Annotated in this window: 16 protein-coding genes; 9 read left to right on the top strand and 7 right to left on the bottom strand. The window is 75.4% G+C overall.

Translation table 11 applies throughout. The features are described from left to right. Positions 1-29 precede the first annotated feature (29 nt). Positions 30-731: a hypothetical protein gene (locus tag ACFPK1_RS04180; RefSeq protein ID WP_378019647.1), complete on the bottom strand. Its 702-nt coding sequence runs from the start codon at positions 729-731 to the stop codon at positions 30-32. A gap of 244 nt (positions 732-975) precedes the next feature. Here ACFPK1_RS04180 and ACFPK1_RS04175 point away from each other — a divergent pair, with 244 nt between their 5' ends. Continuing rightward, the gene (locus ACFPK1_RS04175) at positions 976-2,472 is read left to right on the top strand and encodes a WS/DGAT/MGAT family O-acyltransferase (protein WP_378019646.1); all 1,497 of its coding nucleotides are present in this window, start codon (positions 976-978) and stop codon (positions 2,470-2,472) included. Continuing rightward, positions 2,469-3,149 carry a class I SAM-dependent methyltransferase gene (locus tag ACFPK1_RS04170; protein WP_378019645.1) on the top strand — a complete coding sequence of 227 codons (681 nt, stop codon included), beginning with the start codon at positions 2,469-2,471 and terminating at the stop codon, positions 3,147-3,149. Before ACFPK1_RS04175 ends, ACFPK1_RS04170 begins: the two co-directional genes overlap by 4 nt. Here the strand turns inward: ACFPK1_RS04170 and ACFPK1_RS04165 are convergent. From ACFPK1_RS04165 to ACFPK1_RS04155, 3 genes are all read right to left on the bottom strand, one after another. Continuing rightward, positions 3,097-3,756, bottom strand: coding sequence for a phosphatase PAP2 family protein (locus tag ACFPK1_RS04165; protein WP_378019644.1), 660 nt, complete (start codon positions 3,754-3,756; stop codon positions 3,097-3,099). The genes ACFPK1_RS04170 and ACFPK1_RS04165 overlap by 53 nt on opposite strands. 140 nt (positions 3,757-3,896) lie before the next feature. Next, on the bottom strand, positions 3,897-4,538 hold the full coding sequence (locus ACFPK1_RS04160; protein ID WP_378019643.1) for a sortase domain-containing protein: 642 nt from the start codon (positions 4,536-4,538) through the stop codon (positions 3,897-3,899). 5 nt (positions 4,539-4,543) lie between these two features. Continuing rightward, positions 4,544-5,698, bottom strand: a complete 1,155-nt coding sequence (locus ACFPK1_RS04155; protein WP_378019642.1) for an excalibur calcium-binding domain-containing protein — start codon at positions 5,696-5,698, stop codon at positions 4,544-4,546. Positions 5,699-6,137: 439 nt separating this feature from the next. Here ACFPK1_RS04155 and ACFPK1_RS04150 point away from each other — a divergent pair, with 439 nt between their 5' ends. From ACFPK1_RS04150 to ACFPK1_RS04140, 3 genes are all read left to right on the top strand, one after another. Then, entirely contained in the window at positions 6,138-6,797 is a 660-nt protein-coding gene (locus tag ACFPK1_RS04150; RefSeq protein WP_378019641.1) for a hypothetical protein, read from the top strand. 1 nt (position 6,798) lies between these two features. Continuing rightward, a complete protein-coding gene (locus tag ACFPK1_RS04145) occupies positions 6,799-7,467 on the top strand; it encodes a sortase domain-containing protein (RefSeq protein ID WP_378019640.1) in 669 nt (222 codons plus the stop codon). Between the two features lie 68 nt (positions 7,468-7,535). After that, positions 7,536-8,150, top strand: coding sequence for a class F sortase (locus ACFPK1_RS04140; RefSeq protein WP_378019639.1), 615 nt, complete (start codon positions 7,536-7,538; stop codon positions 8,148-8,150). 77 nt (positions 8,151-8,227) lie between these two features. On the opposite strand, the gene ACFPK1_RS04135 is transcribed toward ACFPK1_RS04140, so the two are convergent. Beyond that, positions 8,228-10,222, bottom strand: a complete 1,995-nt coding sequence (locus ACFPK1_RS04135) for an ArnT family glycosyltransferase (RefSeq protein WP_378019638.1) — start codon at positions 10,220-10,222, stop codon at positions 8,228-8,230. A gap of 76 nt (positions 10,223-10,298) precedes the next feature. After that, positions 10,299-11,555, bottom strand: coding sequence for a bifunctional glycosyltransferase family 2/GtrA family protein (locus tag ACFPK1_RS04130; RefSeq protein ID WP_378019637.1), 1,257 nt, complete (start codon positions 11,553-11,555; stop codon positions 10,299-10,301). 152 nt (positions 11,556-11,707) lie between these two features. Between ACFPK1_RS04130 and ACFPK1_RS04125 the strand changes: the two genes are divergently transcribed. From ACFPK1_RS04125 to ACFPK1_RS04115, 3 genes are all read left to right on the top strand, one after another. Beyond that, on the top strand, positions 11,708-12,544 hold the full coding sequence (locus ACFPK1_RS04125; RefSeq protein WP_378019636.1) for an alpha/beta fold hydrolase: 837 nt from the start codon (positions 11,708-11,710) through the stop codon (positions 12,542-12,544). A gap of 11 nt (positions 12,545-12,555) precedes the next feature. After that, entirely contained in the window at positions 12,556-13,095 is a 540-nt protein-coding gene (locus ACFPK1_RS04120; protein WP_378019635.1) for a dihydrofolate reductase family protein, read from the top strand. Between the two features lie 108 nt (positions 13,096-13,203). Then, positions 13,204-14,610 carry a S1C family serine protease gene (locus ACFPK1_RS04115; protein WP_378019634.1) on the top strand — a complete coding sequence of 469 codons (1,407 nt, stop codon included), beginning with the start codon at positions 13,204-13,206 and terminating at the stop codon, positions 14,608-14,610. Positions 14,611-14,710: 100 nt separating this feature from the next. On the opposite strand, the gene ACFPK1_RS04110 is transcribed toward ACFPK1_RS04115, so the two are convergent. Then, complete coding sequence (locus ACFPK1_RS04110; RefSeq protein WP_378019633.1) at positions 14,711-16,078, bottom strand: LCP family protein; 1,368 nt, start codon at positions 16,076-16,078, stop codon at positions 14,711-14,713. Positions 16,079-16,273: 195 nt separating this feature from the next. Here ACFPK1_RS04110 and ACFPK1_RS04105 point away from each other — a divergent pair, with 195 nt between their 5' ends. Further along, positions 16,274-18,265: an ArnT family glycosyltransferase gene (locus tag ACFPK1_RS04105; protein ID WP_378019632.1), complete on the top strand. Its 1,992-nt coding sequence runs from the start codon at positions 16,274-16,276 to the stop codon at positions 18,263-18,265. Positions 18,266-18,413 lie beyond the last annotated feature (148 nt).

The raw sequence follows: 18,413 nt of genomic DNA, 5'->3' as shown, positions 1-18,413 counted from the left end.
CTATATTTGTGGTCGATGTGACGCCGGAGTCAGTCGAACGAGAGCACCGAGGACTCCGACGACTCCCCGAACGAGAGCAGGGACGTCGTCCCCGAGACGGTCTGCGTGAGGCCGCCGACCACACCGCCCACGACGCCGCCGAGCAGGCCACCGTTCGACCCGCCGCCGCCGGAGCCGCCCGACCCCCCGGAGCCCGCGTTCCCGGAACCTCCGGAGCCCCCGGAACCACCGGAACCCCCCGAGCCGCGGTCGTCGCCACCACCGGCGTTCCCACCACCACCGGCGCCACCGCCGCCGACCGAGCCGCCTCCGCCGCCGGACGAGCCGCCGGACGAGCTGCCGGCCGAGCGGGCGGTCGTGGCGCGCGCGGGCCCGTCGTCGTCGGCGCTCGCACGGGCGGCGCGGCGCACGGGCGCGGCGTCGCCGCCGCCACCAGGGCGCACGCTGCCGATGGTGCCGCTGCCCGGCGCACCGGCGGCGGGGGTGACGGAGCCGCCGGTGGCGGCGAGGTCGAGCACCTGGACGGGGGCCGGCGGCACGCCGGGACCGAGGGGCAGGGAGGCCACCGGGCCCGCGCCGCCGGGCGCCGGGAGCTCCAGCGGGGCGTCGGAGCTCACGGGGCTCATCACGACCGAGCCGATGCCGATCGCCCCGACCGTGGCGACCAGCGGGAGCGCGCCGAGCGCGACCCGGGCACGCGCCGAGGACGACGCCATCTGGTGCCTGCCCATGCCGGGATCTCCGTCCGTTCGTACGCTCGCGGAGCGCACCTCCGATCGAGTGAGCACTCCTCCGGAACGCCTAACGGGCGTCACGGCGGGAGGTTACGACGGCCGATCACGCGGGCTTGAGTCCCTCGATGAGGTGACGCCCGCACCCGACGAACGGTCCGGGCACGGTCGGGTTGGCCGTGGTGGCCGTCCGGCCACAGACTGGGCGCCCGCCCGGCCGGGTGTCGACGAGGAGGTCACCACCGTGAAGCAGCTCTCGGGTCTGGACTCGGCGTTCCTGGACCTGGAGGACGACCACCAGTTCCTGCACGTCAGCCAGCTGCTGATCCTCGAGCGACCCGACGACGCCGACATCGAGCCCTACCCGGCCTGGCGCCGGCAGCTCGCCGACCGCATCCACCAGCTCGAGCCGCTGCGGCGCCGGCTGGTGCAGGTGCCGTTCGGGCTCGACCACCCGTACTGGATCGCCGACCCCGACTTCGACCTCGACTTCCACGTCCGGCACAGCGCCGTCCCGCCGCCCGGCACCGACGACCAGTTGGACGAGCTGGTCGCCCGGTTGGTCGCCGCCCCGATGGACCGCGCGCACCCGCTCTGGGTCTCGCACGTCATCGAGGGCCTCGCCCCGGCGGAGGAGGGCGGCGCGGACCGGTTCGCGATCCTCACGATGATCCACCACAGCACCATCGACGGCGCCGCCGGCGCCGACCTGCTCGCGCTCATGCTCGACGACGTCCCCGACGCCGAGCCGCCCAGCCACGCCGGCGAGTGGACCTCCGAGGCGCCGCCGTCGACCGCGGGCGTGCTCGCCCGGGCGGCCGCGAACGGGGTGCGCCGGCCGGCGCGCGGGCTGCTGCTCGCCGCCCGCGCCGGGCAGAGCATGGCGCGCGCGAGCCGCAACCCCGCGGTGATCGACCTCGCCGACCGGGTGCGCGGGAGCCTGCGCGGCACGCTCGGCTCGGTGCTCAACGCCGGGCGCGAGCGCGACCCCGACCAGGACCTGCCGCGGCTGCCCCCGCTGGTCACCCCGCCCACCCCGTTCAACGCACCCGTCAGCCGCTACCGGCGCTTCGCGCACCGCGCGCTGCCCCTGGCGGAGGTCAAGGCGGTCGGCAAGGAGGCCGGCGCGACGATCAACGACGTCGTCGTGGCCCTGTGCGGCGGCGGGCTGCGACGCTGGCTGCTCGAGCGCGGCGAGCTGCCCGAGCAGCCGCTGACCGCGATGATCCCGGTGTCGCTGCGCGAGGGCGACGAGGACGAGCCGTGGACCAACCGCGTCTCGGCGACGGTGGCCGCGCTGCCGACCGACGTCGACGACCCGATCGCGCGCCTGCGCGCCGCCCACGATGCGTTGCGCGTCGCCAAGCAGGTGTTCGCCGCGATGCCGGGACAGCTGACGCCCGACGCGGCCGGCCTCGGCGTGCCGGCCACCGTGACCGCGGTGAGCCGGGCCCTGACCCGGTGGGGCTCGGTGGCCCCCGCCCCGTTCAACACCGTCGTCTCCAACGTGCCGGGCCCGCGGGAGCCGCTCTACCTGGGCAGCGCCACGATGACCCACTACATCCCGGTCTCGGCGATCGCCGACCCCGTCGGGCTCAACATCACGGTGCAGAGCTACGTCGACCAGCTCGACATCGGCCTGCTGGCCTGCGCCGAGCTGGTGCCCGACCTGCACGACCTCGCCGACGCCGTCGTCGCCGACTTCGACGCGCTGCGGGACGCGGTGCGGGGCGGCGGGTGAGCGCGGCCTCGCGCGGGCGCGTCCAGGACCTGTGGGAGTCCCGCGGCGGGGCCGGCTTCTACGACCGGCTGGTCGGGGCGGGCGATCGTGTCCGCGACCACGTCCCCGACCTCGCGCTCGGCGGGCTGTTCCGGGACTTCTACGGCGTCGTGTCGCGCCTGGACCTCGTCGGCGGCGAGACCGTGCTCGACCTCGCGTGCGGCCCCGGGACCCTCACCCGCCACCTCGCCGACGCCGTCGGGCCGGACGGGCTGGTGATCGGCGCGGACCTCTCCCCCGCGATGCTCACCCGCGCGGCCCGGGCGCTCACCGCGCCGAACACGGTGGTCGTCCGCGCCGACGCGATGGCGCTGCCGCTGCGCGACGCGTGCCTCGACGCGGTCTGCGCCTCGCTGCTGCTGCACCTCGTGCCCGACCTCGACACCGCGCTGGCGCAGCTCCGGCGGGTGCTGCGTCCCGGCGGTCGCCTCGCGGTCGCGGTGCCCGCCCACGGGCGCGGACCGTTCCGGCTGCTCACCGAGGTGCTGGCCCGCGGCGGTCAGGCGCGGCTGTTCGGTCGCGGCGAGCTCGCCGACGCCCTGGTGCGCCACGGCTTCGTGCGGGTCGCGACGCGGTGGGACGCGGTCATGCAGGTCGTGGACGCGGCCGCCCCCGGAGCAGCGCCCCCGCGAGGGTGACGGCCCCGGCGGTCGCCACCACGACGCCGACCGCGGCCAGCACGTCGCTGGGGCGGTGCCAGCCGGCGAGCATCGTGGCCACGCCGGCGATGCCGGTGACCGCGACGGCGGCCAGCGCGGCGAGCGGCCGGAGCAGGCGCGGCACCACGAGCACGAGCGCGACGCCGAGGGACGCGACGAGGGTGACGTGGCCGCTGGGCAGCGAGTTGGCGTCGTCGTCGCCGGGCCGGACCAGACCCGCCTTGAGCGCCTGGGTCACCAGCTGCGCGCCGAGGACCAGGGCGACGATTGCCACGGCGCGGTCGAGGCGCCTGCGGGCGAGGGCGAGGCCCCCGAGGACGAGCACCGCCAGCGCGACGCTCGGGATGCCGACGAGCTCGAGCAGCCCGAGCGCGTCACGGCGCAGCCCGAGACCCTCGGCGGCGCGCAGCAGGCGGTCGTCGACGGCGCGGCCGGCGGGGTCGAGCACGGCGAGGACGTAGGAGCCGATCACGGTCGCCGTGCCGACCAGGATTGCGAGCACCGCGGCGACCCGCCCCCTCGACGCGCGGCGCCGCGGCGGCGCGTCGAGCAGGGGGACCGTCGGCGCGGCCGCGAGCGGGATCATGCGCTCCACGCTGCGCGCGGGCGGTGTGGCCGGGCTGACGAGGTGCTGTGCGGAGGCTGAGAACAGCCGGGAACGACGACGGCCGGACCCCGCTGGTGCGGGGCCCGGCCGTCCTCGGGTGCCGGAGAGGCCGGCCGCGCTCAGGCGCGGTAGGCCTCCACGGCGTGGCCGTACACGACGATGTTGTCCTCGTAGCTGCGCACGTCGCTGTCGAACTCGCCGCCGCAGGTGATCAGCCGCAGCTCCGGACCCGTCGTGGGGCCGTAGACCTGCACCGTCGGGAAGGCGTCCTTCGACACCTCGTCGACGCGGTCGACCGCGTAGACGACCGTGACGCCGTCGGTGCGCTCGACGAGCACCTGGTCGCCGGCCCGGACGTCGGCGAGGCGGGCGAAGCCGCCGTCGACGCCGCCGTAGTTGACGTGCGAGGCGTAGACGGCCGGGCCGGTCTCGCCGGGTGCCGCGCCGCCGCGGTAGTGGCCGACGGTCGTGGCGTCCCGCGGGACCTCCAGCCGGCGGTCCTCCGTCTGCCCCAGCTCGACGAGCTGCCGGGTGTCGACGCCGATGGAGGGAATCTGCAGCTTCGCGGTCCCGGCGGCGTCGAGCGGCAGCGTGACCTCCGTGCGCTGGACCGGCAGCTCGACGCTGGCCGGGCCGGTGCGGGCGGAGAAGTCACCGGACAGGTAGGCCGCCGCCGCGAGCAGGGCGAGGACGACGAGGACACCGATGGTCGCGCGGGTGGCGGTCGAGGTGCCGGGCTTCTTCTCGTTCGTGACGGCCATGGTGATCAGCCCTGCCGCGCGTAGCGACGGACGAGGACCAGACCGGTGGCACCCAGGCCACCCAGCGCACCCGCGGCGAGCGCGACCTCGGCGGCCGAGGCGCCGGAGCCGGTGCTGCCGTCGCCGGTCGAGACACCGCCCTCGGGGTAGCTGGCGTAGTCGACCTCGTGCTCGTGGACGTTGCGCTCGCAGGCGATGCCGTCGTCGTCACGGTCGAGACGGAACGGGTCCGAGCGGTCCCAGTCGAGGATGGCGTTGGCCTCGTCGAAGGTGACCTCGTCGCAGTCGACGTCGTAGCGGTGCGTCCAGTAGGCGCCCCACCACTCGTGCGAGATGTTCCAGTTGACGATGTTGATCGTGGTGTTGTACTCGATCACGGTCGGGCAGAGGTGCTTGAGCACGTCACGCAGGTGCTCGAGGCAGACGTCCACGTCGGTCGTGTCCAGGCCGCGGCAGAAGCCCTGCAGCTGGCTGCTGAGGTGCTCGAGACCCGTCGTGCCGGCGGGGAACTCGAGCTTCGAGATGGCGTTCAGGCAGGCGTCGTTGACGTTCTCGAACTTGCCGTCCACGGGCTGCGGGATGGTCGGCAGGTTCGGCAGCCCGATCGGGTTGGCGCCGGCGTCGGGGAGGACCTTGTCGACCTCCTCCTGCAGGTCGGGGAGGGCGATCTCGACCTCCTCCTCGGACGGCGGGGTCGTGTCGTTCTCGACCGGCGGGGTCGTGTCGTTCTCGACCGGCGGGGTCGTGTCGTTCTCGACCGGCGGAGTCGTGTCGTTCTCGACCGGCGGAGTCGTGTCGTTCTCGACCGGCGGAGTCGTGTCGTTGTCGACCGGCGGCGTGGTGTCGTTGTCGACCGGCGGCGTGGTGTCGTTGTCGACCGGCGGCGTGGTGTCGTTCTCGACCGGCGGCGTGGTGTCGTTGTCGACCGGCGGGGTCGTGTCGTTCTCGACCGGCGTCGTGTCCTCGTTCTCGATCGCCGTCGCGCCGTCGTCGCAGACCTCGTTGGTCGCGTCCCAGACGCCGTTCTCGGTGGCGCATTCCTCCGCCGTCGCTACGCCGGGGATCTCCGCCGCGAGCGCGAGCCCTGGGGCGATCACCGCCAGTCCCACGCAGCCGGCCAGCACGACCGCGGCGCTGCGGCTGCTCCGTCGACCCCTCATCGCTACTCCCCTTCGAGCGCTGCTGGCCGAGTGCGTTCGGCCGTTCGCTTGACGCTTCGCACGGAGAGTCACCACCGTTACCGGCTCTTGTGGATCTCATGCCCAGAACCGGAGACACCACCCGATCGGTTGACGTGTCGCGCCGACGATGCCGCTCGTGGGCCGTGACCGAACCGTGACCTGAGCAGATGCGACCGGAGCCGGATCTCCGGCCCGCGGGCGAGAGATCCGGTCGGGGACCACGCCCGCCCGGGACCCGATCCTCCGGCCACCACCGGATCGGGAGGAGCTGTTCACGTTCCGTGGCCAGCTGCTCCGTAAGGCACACGTCCGTTCCGGGTAGGGCGTACCCATCGGTAGCGCGCGGCGTTAGGTCGATCGGGGGAGTCGCCGGTCGACGACCCGGACTCATCGGGCGAGCACGGATCGGATCGGGGACATGGTGCACGGGCGTCGACGCGTCGCAGGCGCGCTGATCGGGCTGGTGGCGGCAGGGATGATCGGCACGGCGGGCGTCGCCGTGGCGGACGACGGCGACTCCGGCGGTGCCGGCGGCCTGAGCGACCTCATCGGCGGTGTCGTCGACACCGTCACCGGGATCATCCCGGGGGCGGACGACCTCCCCGAGATCCCCGAGGTGCCGCTCCCGACCGGCACGACCACGACCAGCCCGACGACGAGCTCCTCCGCGCCCCCGTCGCACTCCTACGACCACCACCACGACCACTACCACCCGTGGGTCCCGCCGGTCGTCTACGGACCGGGCAGCACGTACTACCGCTACGTGCCGCCGGTGGTCTCGGTGTACGACCTGGACTGCGCGGACTTCGCCGACTCCTCCGACGCGCAGGTCGTCCTGATCGCCGACCCCTCCGACCCGAACAACCTCGACGGCGACAACGACGGACGCGCCTGCGAGCGCGGCGGCGGCACCCGCCAGCACAACGGCTACCCGGTCGGCGGCATCGCGGCCGGCGACGGCTCCGACAGCGGCCCCACGATCGGCCAGGTGATCGCCCTGGCGTTCCTCGGCATCGGCGCGGGCGCCGCGGTCACCCGGGGCGGGCAGCTCGTGGCCGCCCGCCGGGAGAACAGCTGACGTGGCCGCCCCGGAGGCCCCGCCCGCGGAACCGTCGGAGAAGGGGAGCGTCCTCGAGCGCATGACCGGGCGGCTGACCGCTCTGGTCCTGGCCGTCCTGGTCATCGGGGTGCTCGTCGCGGTGATGAACGGGGACAGCGAGGAGGAGGGCCCGCGCGCGGTCTCGCTGCCGCCGGCGGAGCGCGCGGCGGTGGCCGTCCCGCTCCCCGCCGCGCAGATCACCGGGGTCGACGCCCCGTCGATCGGGCTCGCCAGCGGGGACACGACGAGCCTCGGCCTGCGCGACGACGACTCCCTCGACGTGCCGCGCAGCGCCTCGACGGTCGGCTGGTACGCGAACAGCGCCAGCCCCGGCACGGTCGGGCCCACGGTGCTCGCTGCGCACGTGAACTTCCGCGGCGAGGAGGGCGCCTTCGCCCGGCTCGGGCAGCTGGCGCCGGGCGCGACCGTCGAGGTGCACCGCGACGACGACACCACGGCGGTCTTCGTCGTGGACCGCGTCGAGCAGGTCGCGAAGGACGCGTTCCCCACCGAGGCCGTCTACGCACCGACCTCGGACAGCGAGATCCGGCTGATCACGTGCGGCGGGGTGTTCAACGAGCAGACCCGCAGCTACGAGGACAACGTCGTCGTCTTCGGTCACCTCACCGAGGCCTACCGGCCCCTCTGACGACGATCTCGGCGCGTGACCGCGCGCCGACGTGAACTCGACAGGCCCGGAGGGGCATGCTCGATCGGGTGACCGGCCGCTTCACCGCCTTCGTCCTCGCCCTGCTGGCGATCGGCGTGCTCGTCGCGGTCGTCGGCGGGCAGGGTGACGCGGCGCCGCCGGCCCCCGCGCTCCAGCCCGGCCAGCGGGTGTCGGTGCCCGCGCCGCTGGCGCCCGCCGACATCACCGGCATCGACATCCCGTCGATCGGGCTGTCGACCGAGGACACCACCGACCTCGGCCTGCGCGCCGACAACTCCCTCGACGTCCCCCGCCGCGCCTCCACGGTCGGCTGGTACGAGGGCAGCGCGAGCCCCGGCGCCGTCGGGCCCGCGGTGCTCGCCGCGCACGTCAACCTCCGCGGTGACCACGGGGCGTTCGCCCGGATCGGGCTGATGACGGCCGGCGAGACCGTCGCGGTCCACCGCGACGACGACACCACCGCCGTCTTCACGGTCGACCGCGTCGAGCAGGTCGCCAAGGACGCCTTCCCCACCGACGCCGTCTACGGCCCCACCCCGGACAGCCAGATCCGGCTGATCACCTGCGGCGGCGAGTTCGACCACCGCGAGATCAGCTACGTCGACAACGTCGTCGTCTACGGCCACCTCACCGACGCCTACCGAGAGGGCAGCGCGGAATAGGCGAAGGCCGCGCGAACCCGGGGGGAGGGTCCGCGCGGCCCTCGCGCGCACCGGCGGAGCCGGTCGTGCGGTGGCGCTCAACGACGAGGTGCGCCCAGGTCGTACACGGTGCGCCCCGCGACGTCGATCGGCGTGAAGTTCGTCTGGATCCAGATACGGATCTCACCGCTCGTCCCCCGTGTGCCGGGACCGCCGTTCCGGGGGAGATCGTCATCGTTCGTGCCGCCGCCCCCTTCCACGTAGTAGCGGACCTCGCCCGACGCGACGGCCGCCTGGAACTGCGCGAGTGTCGGCGCGGGGTCGCTGCCCATGAAGCCGCCCATCGCCATCACCGGCACGCCGCTCGCGAGCTGGAGCGACGCGGCGCTCTGCGCGCCGGTCGTGGCCGCCGCCCACCGCGTACCGGCGCCCTGCAGCAGCGCCACGAGCTGCGGTGACGGGGCCTCACCCTCCGGACCACCCGGGCGCGCGCGGCCGTCGGTCCCGCCCGGTCGCTCCCTCCCGCCGCCGGGGCCGGCGCTGACGATCGAGCCCTGGTGCGGGGTCAGCGCGGTCTGGGCGGCGAACGCCGTCGACCCGCCGAGCGCGGCCACCAGCGCGGCGACGACCCCGACCGTCGCCACCCGCCCGACCCGCGCCGGCGCGACGAGCACCGCGACCGCGCCGAGCACGCCGGCGACGAGCAGCACCCAGCGGGCCCAGGGCAGCCAGTCGTGCTGCGTGAGGACGACCGCGCTCCAGGCGGCGGTGCCCGCGACGACGGCGGCGAGCACGACGCGCGCCCATGCGGCGGCCCGGCGTCGCCACAGCACCGACGCGCCGACCGCCGCGGTGAGCGCGATCCCCGGTGCCAGCGCGACCGCGTAGTAGGGGTGGATGATCCCGCTCATCGCGCTGAACACCACCGCGTGCACGAGCGTCCAGGCGCCGCCGAGGACCAGCAGGCCGCGGGTGCGGTCGGTGCGCGGGGCGCCGCGCAGCGCCCAGAGCCCGGCGACGAGCAGCACCAGCGCGGCCGGGAGCAGCCACGACGCCTGGCCCGAGAACTCCGCGGTGAATAGGCGCTCCACGCCCGGCGCGCCGCCGAAGCCACCTCCAGGGCCGCCCGGGCCGCCCGGGCCGCCCGTACCTCTGGGCGGCGGCCCGCCGGCGGGCACGCCGCCCCGTCCGCCGCCCTCGTCGCCCAGGATGCGACCCAGCCCGTTGTAGCCGAGCGCGAGCTCGAGCAGCGAGTTGGTCGTCGAGCCGCCGATGTAGGGCCGTGACGAAGCGGGCCAGAGCTCGACGAGCGCGACGTACCACCCGGCCGACACGATCATCGCCACGCCGCCGGCGAGGAGGTCGCCGATCCGGCGACGCGGAGACGAGGGCGCGACGACGAGGACCGCGAGCACCAGGGCGGGCACGACGAGGAGCACCTGCAGCTGCTTGGTGAGGAAGCCCAGGCCGACGAGCGCCCCGGTGGCCACGAGCCACCACGTGCCGGCCCGGCGGCCGGCGGCGTCGACGGCGCGGGTGGTCGTGTACGCCGCGGCGACCATGGTCAGCACGAGCAGCGCGTCCGGGTTGTCGAACCGGAACATCAGCACGGCCACCGGCGTCGCCGCGAGCAGCGCCCCGGCCGCCAGTGCGGTGCGCGGGCCCGACCAGCGCCGGACCGTCAGGTAGAGCAGGCCGACCGCGGCGACGCCCATGAGGGCCTGCGGGGCGAGCAGCGACCAACTCGAGAACCCGAAGAGCCGCCCGGACAGCGCCATCACCCACAGCGAGGCCGGTGGCTTGTCGACGGTGATCAGGCCGGGGGCGTCGAGCGCGCCGAAGAGCCACGCCGTCCACGACTGCGTCCCGGCCTGGACCGCGGCGGCGTAGAAGGAGTTCGCCCAGCCCGACGCGCCCAGGTTCCACAGGTACGTGACGGCCGTGGCGGCGAGCAGGCCGAGCAGCGCCGGGCGGACCCAGCGCGGGTCCTCGGCGTGCCCGCGCCACGCCCGCCGCAGCCGTGCCGGGGGCGTCATGGACTCGGTGGCGGCGGGCGGGGCGGCGACGACGTCGGGGTCGGTCGCGGTGCTCATCGAGGCTCCGTGTTCATGATCGACGGAAGATTTCGGACGTTCAGCGTCAGCGACGCGCCGCCGCTGACATCTCGACTCACGCCCGCTGGCGGCGCGGGTGGAAGACCCACGCGCGGTAGGCGACGAAGCGCAGGAGGGTCGCGACGAGGTTCGCGACGATCAGCACGGCGAGCTCCACCGCGTGGCTCGCGGCCGGGGCGAGGGCGCCGAGCAGGGCGAGCGAGCCCGACGTCAGCGCCAGCCCGAGACCGAACACGACGAGGCCCTCGACCTGGCTGCGGCCGGCGTGGCGGCGCCCGCGGATACCGAAGGTCAGCCGGCGGTTGGCCGCCGTGTTGGCGACCGCGGTGATCACCAGCGCGAGCAGGTTCGACGGCTGGGGCCCGAGCACGCCCCGGAAGAGCGTGTAGAGCAGCAGGAACGCGAGGGTCGAGAGCACGCCGATCGCGGCGAAGCGCACCATCTGCCCGGTGAGCCCCGGGGTCACGCCGGCCAGCTCGTCCGGCGAGGGTTCCGCGGCCAGCGGCGCGCGGCCGAACTCCTCGCGCAGCGCGGCGACGGGCAGCGCGCCGGTCGCGAGCGCGCGCCCGACGCGGGCGACGCCCTTGAGGTCGGCGACCGCGGTGGCGACGACGTCGACGCGCGAGTCGGGGTCGTCGACCCAGTCGACCGGCACCTCGTGGATCCGCAGCCCCGAACGCTCGGCGAGCACCAGCAGCTCGGTGTCGAAGAACCACCCGGTGTCCTCGACCAGCGGCAGCAGCCGGCGCGCGACGTCCGCCCGGATCGCCTTGAACCCGCACTGCGCGTCGGAGAACCGCGCCCGCAGCGTCCCGCGCAGCAGCACGTTGTAGCAGCGCGAGATCACCTCTCGCTTCACCCCACGCACGACCCGCGAGGCCGGGGCGAGCCGGGAGCCGATGGCGAGGTCGGAGTGCCCCGAGATCAGCGGGGCGACGAGCGGGAGCAGGGCGTTGAGGTCGGTGGAGAGGTCGACGTCGGTGTAGGCCAGCACGGGCGCGTCGGACGCCGCCCAGACCGCGCGCAGCGCGCGGCCACGGCCCTTCTCGGGGAGGTGCACGACGCCGACCTCGGCGAACTCGTCGGCCAGCGCCTCGGCGACCGCCAGCGTGCCGTCGGTGCTGGCGTTGTCGGCGACGGTGATCCGGAACGGGTAGGGGAAGTCCTCGGTGAGGTGGCGGTGCAGCCGCCGGACGCACGGGCCGAGGTCGCGCTCCTCGTCGAACACGGGCACGACGACGTCGAGCACGACGCGCCCGGTCGCCTCGACGTGGGTGGCGGCGGGGGCGCGGAGCGGGATCGCTGCGGTCATGAGCGCAGCGTCGGCGGCGAGCGTGGACGGGTCGTGTGCCGAAGCTGTGGCTGCGCTGTGCGCGGAGCCGGCCTGACCGGTTGTACTTGACAACCACCCGAGATGTCCGATTCAGTACCGGTAGCGAAACGCAATCGGTGAGGAGGCCCGTCGTGCTGGTCGACGTGGACGAGGACGTGACGCTCGGCGTGGAGTCGCTCGGCGACCCGGACGCCCCGGCGCTGCTGCTCATCGCGGGCGGAGGCTGGTCGATGGACTGGTGGGACGACGAGCTGTGCGCCCGCCTCGTCGACCGCGGGCTGCGGGTGATCCGCTACGACCACCGCGACACCGGCGTCTCGACGACGTGGCCCGCCGGCGCGCCCGGCTACACGGGGCGGGACCTGATGACGGACGCGGTCGCGGTGCTCGACGCCCTGGGCGTGGAGCGGGCCCACGTCGCCGGGCTGTCGATGGGCGGCGGGATCGCCCAGCGTCTCGCGCTGGAGTTCCGCGAGCGCGTCGCCGCCCTGACGCTGCTCGCCACCAGCCCGCTCGATCCCGCCGTCGGCGGCGACCTGCCCGGACCGACCCCGGCGATCGAGGCCGTGTTCGCCGGCGAGGGCCCGGAGGTGGCCGACCCGGTCGAGGCGCTCGTCGAGGGCGAGCGGCCCTTCGCCGGGCCAGAGGCGTTCGACGAGGTGCGCACCCGCGCGATCGCCACGCGGGTCGTGGCGCGCAGCCGCGACGTCGCGGCCGCCGGCAACCACTTCATGGTCGAGGCCGGGCCGATGGGACCGACCGACCTCGGCGCGCTGGCCGGACTGCCGACGCTCGTCGTCCACGGCGGTGCCGACCCGCTGTTCCCGCCCGCGCACGGCCGCGCGCTCGCAGCGGCGATCCCGGGCGCCCGCCTGCTCGAGCTCCCCGCGATGGGCCACCAGCTGCCGCCCCGGGACACCTGGGACGAGCTGGTGGACGCCGTGCTGGACCTGCACGCCCACCACTGAGGACGGAGCACATGGCCAAGGTCATCTACTCGGCGACCGCGTCGCTCGACGGCTTCATCGCCGGACCGGGCGGGGACATGTCGTGGCTGACCGAGCACCTCGGCGGCCCGAACGAGGCCGCCGACCGGCTGCTCGCCCGACTCGGCGCGATCCTCGTCGGGCGGGTCACCTACGGCGGCGACGACCCGAACGCGGGCACCGACGCCGAGGGAGCCTTCGGCGGGCAGTACGACGGCCCCGTCGTCGTGCTCACCCACCGTCCCCCGGACCCGGCGCCCGCCGGCGTCGAGTTCGCCACCGACCTGACCACGGCCGTCGAGCGGGCGAAGGCCCTCGCGGGCGAGCGCGACGTCAACGTCCTCGGCGCGGACATCGCCGCCCAGTGCCTCGACGCGGGCCTGCTCGACGAGGTGCTGCTGTTCTTCGCGCCGGTGTTCCTCGGCGACGGCACGCCGGTGTTCCGGCGGTCGGGCGGGCCGCGCGTGCGCCTGGAGCGCCTCCCCGGGGAGACCGAGCACTGGTACCGCGTGGTGCGCCGACCTGCCCCCTGACCTGCACCGACCGGATCGTCCGGTTCCACCGCAGTTCAGGGCGGACTCTCAGCAATCACGCAGGGACGCCGCAGCTCCGGCACAGTCGGGCGCCCGACCCTGGACCGCGTGAGCGACAACGGCCCCACCTCCCCCTCCCACGCCGCGGACCCCTCGGCGCGTCCCGCGGGCGGTACCGGCACGGGCACCCTGCCCTCCGGTCCCGCCGGGGAGCGTCCCGGCGGCTACCCCACGGCACCGCTCGGCTCGGGTCTCCCGGCGGGCGGCCACCCCGGCGCCCCCTGGACCCGCCACGACGTGCCGGGCGCGCCACCCGGTCCTCCGCCGACCACTCCCGGGTACTCGGCACCCCCGCCCGGACCGCCGCGCCGCCGGCGCCCGGTGGCCCTGGTCGCCGGCGCGCTCGCCGCGGTGCTCCTCGCCGGCGGCGTCGGCGGGGCGGTCGGCTACGAGGCCGCGTCGTCGAACGGTGGCGGCACCTCGGTGCTGTCGTCGGCCCCGAGTGCCGGCGGCGCGCCCGCACAGGCCGCCCCGGCGGGGTCGGTGGAGCAGGTCGCCAGCACCGTGCTCCCGAGCGTCGTCCAGCTCGAGGGCCCGTCGGGCGAGGGCTCCGGTGTGATCATCTCCGCCGACGGCCTCATCCTCACCAACGCGCACGTGCTCGAGGCCGGGCAGGCCGCGCAGCAGCAGTCGCCGCTCGGCGGGCTCGAGCAGGCGCCGGAGGGCGGCGCGCCCGGCGCGGCCGCGCAGGGGCTGACCGCCGTGTTCCAGAACGGGAACCGCGCGCCCGTGCAGGTCGTCGGCACCGACCCGAGCGCCGACCTCGCCGTCGTCCGCGCCCAGGGTGTCTCCGGGCTGCGGCCGGCGACGCTCGGCGACTCGTCGCAGCTGCAGGTCGGCCAGGACGTCGTCGCCGTCGGCTCGCCGCTGGGCCTCTCCGGCACTGTCACCACCGGCATCGTCAGCGCGCTGCAGCGCCCGGTCGCGAGCGGCGGCGCGCAGAGCGGTCAGGCGACGGTGCTCGACGCCATCCAGACCGACGCCGCGATCAACCCCGGCAACTCCGGCGGCGCGCTCGTCGACATGCAGGGCCGCGTCGTGGGCATCACCTCGGCCATCGCGTCCCTCGGCGGCCAGTCCTCGGGCGGCCAGCAGGCGCAGTCCGGCTCGATCGGCCTGGGCTTCGCGATCCCGATCGACCAGGCCGCCCGCATCGGCAACGAGCTGGTGACCCAGGGCTTCGCCACCCGCGCCGTGCTCGGCGTCGGGGTCACCCAGGGCCCCGACGGCGCGGTGCTCGGCCAGATCGCCCCGGGCGGTCCGGCGGCGAACGCCGGCCTGACCGAGGGCGACGTCGTCACCCGCGTCGACGATCGCGTCATCCAGGACGCCGACAGCCTCGTCGCCGCGATCCGCTCGCAGCAGCCCGGCGCGCAGGTGACGCTGACCGTCACCTCGCCCGGCGGCCAGCCCCGCGAGGTCCCGGTGACGCTGGGCTCCGAGCGCGCGAGCTGAGCCCGCCCCTCCCCCGACCGACGAACGGCGCTCTCGCTGCTTCGAGAGCGCCGTTCGTGGCGTCGGGGCCCGGTCGAGCACCTACCCCGGGTCGGGCGGGTCAGTTCACGCAGCCGGGCGCGGCGGCGGTGATCGGCGGGGTCGGCGAGACCGGGGGCGCGCTCGCCCGTTCGTCGTCGCGCGAGGAGCTCTCCTCCTCGTCGTCCCACGAGCTCGCGTCGTCCTCGTCCTCCTCGGAGTAGGAGGAGGTCGACGAGGACGACCTCGTGTCGAGGCGGTCGAGGCCCGCGCTGACCGAGGCGTCGGTGGCCCCGGCCGGGGGCGGCGGGGCGAGCGCGGCCAGCGCGGCGGGGTTGCCGGCGTCGGCGGCGATCGCCGTCGCGACGAACGAGCGGACCTCGCGGGGGTCGATCTGCACGGCCGTCCCGTCGTACGGCGTGCTCAGCTCGGTGGAGCCCGTGGGGATCGTGCGGAAGGTGACCGCGCCGGCCGAGAGCCCCTGCAATTGGCGCGCGAAGCCGAGCACGTCCCACCCGGCGTCGAGCGTCACCGACCGCGACACGGCCTCGGTGATGCGCCCGACCGCGAACGGGTCGGCGAGCGTGTTGGCCGACAGCAGCGTCTCGGTGGCGCCGGCGAGGAACACCTGCTGGCGCGCGATGCGGTCGAGGTCGCCGTTCGGCAGCCCGTGGCGCTGGCGCACGAAGGCGAGCGCCTGGGCGCCGCTGACCTCCTGCGGGCCGGCCGGGAGCGCGAGCCCGGAGTAGGAGTCCTGCACCGGCGCGCGCAGGCAGACCGGCACGCCGCCGATCGCGGTGGAGAGGTCCGCGAAGCCGGCGAGGTTGACCGCCGCGAAGTGCGAGATCGGCAGCCCGGTGAGCTGCTGGACCGCGCCGATCGTGGCCCGAGCGCCGGCGGCGCCGGCGGCGCGGACGACGGCGGGGTCGTTCGGCGAGGGCGGCCCGGGCGACTCGGCGGCGAACAGCGCCGTGGTGCCCGTCGGGCCGGTGCCGGTCATGGCGTCGGTGGCCTGCGCGGCGGCCCGCGACCACGCTGAATTGATCTTGTGTCGGCCGAGGCCCTGCCCCAGGTCGACGTAGGAGTCGCGCGGGACCGAGATCGCGGTCGCCCGGCCCCCGCCCGCGGGGACGTGCACGACGGTCAGCGAGTCGGCCGTGCCGCCGCCGGACTCGCCGTCGCCGGCGTTGAGCGCGGCGAGGACGTTCTCGGGCAGCGGGTTGCCCTGCGCGTCGGTGCGGTTGTCGAGACCGACCAGCAGGATGTTCTGCTCGCCCGTCTCCGCGGGCTCGGGGCCGTCGATGACGGCGGCCGCCGGCGTGGATCGATCCAGTGCTCGCAGCTGCGTCCAGCCCACCGCGGAGAGGGCCAGGATGCCCACCGACACCACGCTCACGACGAGACGCGCGAGGAAGCGCAGACGCCGCGAGCGCAGCACGGGACCGATCACGTCCGTAGCGTTCCCCGTTCTCGCGCCCCCGTCACGTCCTCGTGCAGGGCATCTCTGTGATCGTTACCCGTCCGGGGCTTTCCGATCGTCTCCGGAGTCGTCCGTGCGGCGTGCGTGAAGTTCCGCTCGGTGCGCACAAGCGACGCACAACCTCGCCCCACGATCCGGACACGATCGGCCCGCAGTGTCGCCACCATGACGGTCCACGACGGTCTGACGACCGCACTGCGGGTGCCACGGCGCGCACCCGCCCCCGCCCACGCCGCGCCCCGCCGGCTCCGCGCCCTGGTCGCCGGGCGACGCGACGACCCGCGCTGGGTGCGCCCGTCGCTGATCGCCCTGCTCGTCGGCACGGCCGTGCTGTACCTGTGGGACCTCGGCGCCTCGGGCTTCGCCAACACCTACTACGCGGCCGCGGTCCAGGCCGGGACGCAGTCGTGGAAGGCGTGGCTGTTCGGGTCGATGGACGCGTCGAACTTCATCACCGTCGACAAGCCGCCCGCGGCGCTCTGGGTCATGGGGCTCGCCGGGCGGACCTTCGGCTTCTCGAGCTGGTCGCTGCTCGCGCCGCAGGCGCTGATGGGCGTCGCGGCGGTCGGGCTGCTGTACCTGACGGTGCGGCGCTGGTCGGGACCGGGCGCGGGCCTGCTCGCCGGGGCGACGCTCGCGCTGACGCCGGTGGCGGTGCTGATGTTCCGTTTCGACAACCCCGACGCGCTGCTCGTGCTGTGCCTGGTGGCCGCGGCGTACGCGGTCGTGCGGGCGGTGGACGCCGCGGCGACCCGGGCCGGGACGTGGTGGACGGCCGCGGCGGGCGCGCTGATCGGGCTCGGGTTCCTGACGAAGATGATGCAGGCGTTCCTGGTGCTGCCCGCGCTGGCCGCCGTGCTCCTGCTCGCCCCGGCGGCCCCGCTGCGCCGGCGACTGGTCCGGCTCGGCGCGGGCGCGCTGGCCCTCGTGGCGTCGGTGGGCTGGTACGTGCTGCTCGTCGACCTCTGGCCCACCGCCTCCCGCCCCTACATCGGCGGGTCGACGGACAACACGCTGCTCGACCTCGTCCTCGGCTACAACGGGCTCGGTCGCCTCCTCGGCGGCGAGGGCAACGGGGGCGGTGGTGGCGGTGGCGGCGGCACCGGCTTCGGTGGCTCCACGGGCATCGGCCGGATGTTCAACGACGCCTTCGGCGGCCAGATCAGCTGGCTGCTCCCGGCCGCGCTCGTCGCGCTGGTCGCCGGGCTGTGGCTGACCCGCCGGGCCCCGCGCACCGACCGCACCCGCGCCGCGCTCGTGCTCTGGGGCGGCTGGCTGGTCGTCACCGGGCTGGTCTTCAGCTTCATGAGCGGCACGATCCACGCCTACTACGCGGTGGCGCTGGCGCCCGGTCTCGCCGGCGCCCTGGCCGTCGGCGGACGCGAGGTGTGGCGGCGCCGCGGGCACCTCGCCGCCGATCTCACCCTCGGCCTGACCGTCGCCCTCACCGCCGGCTGGAGCGTGGTGCTCCTACGCCGCACGCCGGAGTTCCTGCCCTGGCTGCGCTGGGTCGTCGCGATCGCCGGGATCGTGGCCGCGATCGGTCTCGTGGTGCCGTGGCGACGCCTCGGCGGCCGGGTCGTCCCGGTCGTGCTGCTCGCCGCGCTGCTCGCCGGGGCCGTCGGCGCGACCGCCTCCGCGGTGCAGACCGCGGCCACCGCGCACCAGGGCTCGATCGTCAGCGCCGGCCCGTCGACGGGCGCGGAGACGGGCGGCCCCGGGGGTGGGGCCGCGCCGGCGGGTCCGGGCGGCCCGCCCGGTGGCGGCCAGGTCCCGGACGGCGGCCGGGCCGGCGGACCCGACGAGGCGAGCACGTCGGAGGAGCTCACGGCGCTGCTGACCTCGGCGGGGACGCGCTGGTCGGCGGCCACCGTCTCGGCACAGGGCGCGTCGGGTCTCGAGCTCGCCAGCGGCACGGCGGTGATGGCGATCGGCGGGTTCACCGGATCGGACGCGGCGCCGAGCCTCGCCCAGTTCCAGGCCTACGTCGCCGCCGGGGACATCCACTGGTTCGTGGCCTCGGGCGGCCAGGGCGGCGGGCCGGGCGGGGGCGAGGACAGCGTCGGCGCCCGAATCAGCGAGTGGGTCGCCGCGCACTACACGACCACCACCGTCGGCGGGACCACGGTCTACGACCTGACGCAGCCTGTCGGCTAGGCGCGCCCCGGGGGCCGGTTACTGGCTGGTATCTCTCGCTGAGCGAGGGATACCAGCCAGTAACGCGTGGGACGGGGCGGGCGGAGGGACGGGGCGGGCGGCGGGACGGGGCGAGCGGAGGGACGGGGCGGGGACCCCCGCTGCTCCG

Source organism: Actinomycetospora rhizophila, assembly GCF_042657905.1.
GTDB classification, from domain to species: Bacteria; Actinomycetota; Actinomycetes; order Mycobacteriales; family Pseudonocardiaceae; genus Actinomycetospora; species Actinomycetospora rhizophila.
This window is presented reverse-complemented; position numbering and strand designations above follow the sequence as displayed.

Excerpts from the sequence above, each read along its gene's own strand:
- ACFPK1_RS04130 (WP_378019637.1), bottom strand. The coding sequence starts at position 11,555 with ATGACCGCAGCGATCCCGCTCCGCGCCCCCGCCGCCACCCACGTCGAG.
- ACFPK1_RS04105 (WP_378019632.1), top strand. The coding sequence starts at position 16,274 with ATGACGGTCCACGACGGTCTGACGACCGCACTGCGGGTGCCACGGCGC.
- ACFPK1_RS04155 (WP_378019642.1), bottom strand. The coding sequence starts at position 5,698 with ATGAGGGGTCGACGGAGCAGCCGCAGCGCCGCGGTCGTGCTGGCCGGC.
- ACFPK1_RS04165 (WP_378019644.1), bottom strand. The coding sequence starts at position 3,756 with ATGATCCCGCTCGCGGCCGCGCCGACGGTCCCCCTGCTCGACGCGCCG.
- ACFPK1_RS04180 (WP_378019647.1), bottom strand. The coding sequence starts at position 731 with ATGGGCAGGCACCAGATGGCGTCGTCCTCGGCGCGTGCCCGGGTCGCG.
- ACFPK1_RS04120 (WP_378019635.1), top strand. The coding sequence starts at position 12,556 with ATGGCCAAGGTCATCTACTCGGCGACCGCGTCGCTCGACGGCTTCATC.
- ACFPK1_RS04135 (WP_378019638.1), bottom strand. The coding sequence starts at position 10,222 with ATGAGCACCGCGACCGACCCCGACGTCGTCGCCGCCCCGCCCGCCGCC.
- ACFPK1_RS04150 (WP_378019641.1), top strand. The coding sequence starts at position 6,138 with ATGGTGCACGGGCGTCGACGCGTCGCAGGCGCGCTGATCGGGCTGGTG.
- ACFPK1_RS04160 (WP_378019643.1), bottom strand. The coding sequence starts at position 4,538 with ATGGCCGTCACGAACGAGAAGAAGCCCGGCACCTCGACCGCCACCCGC.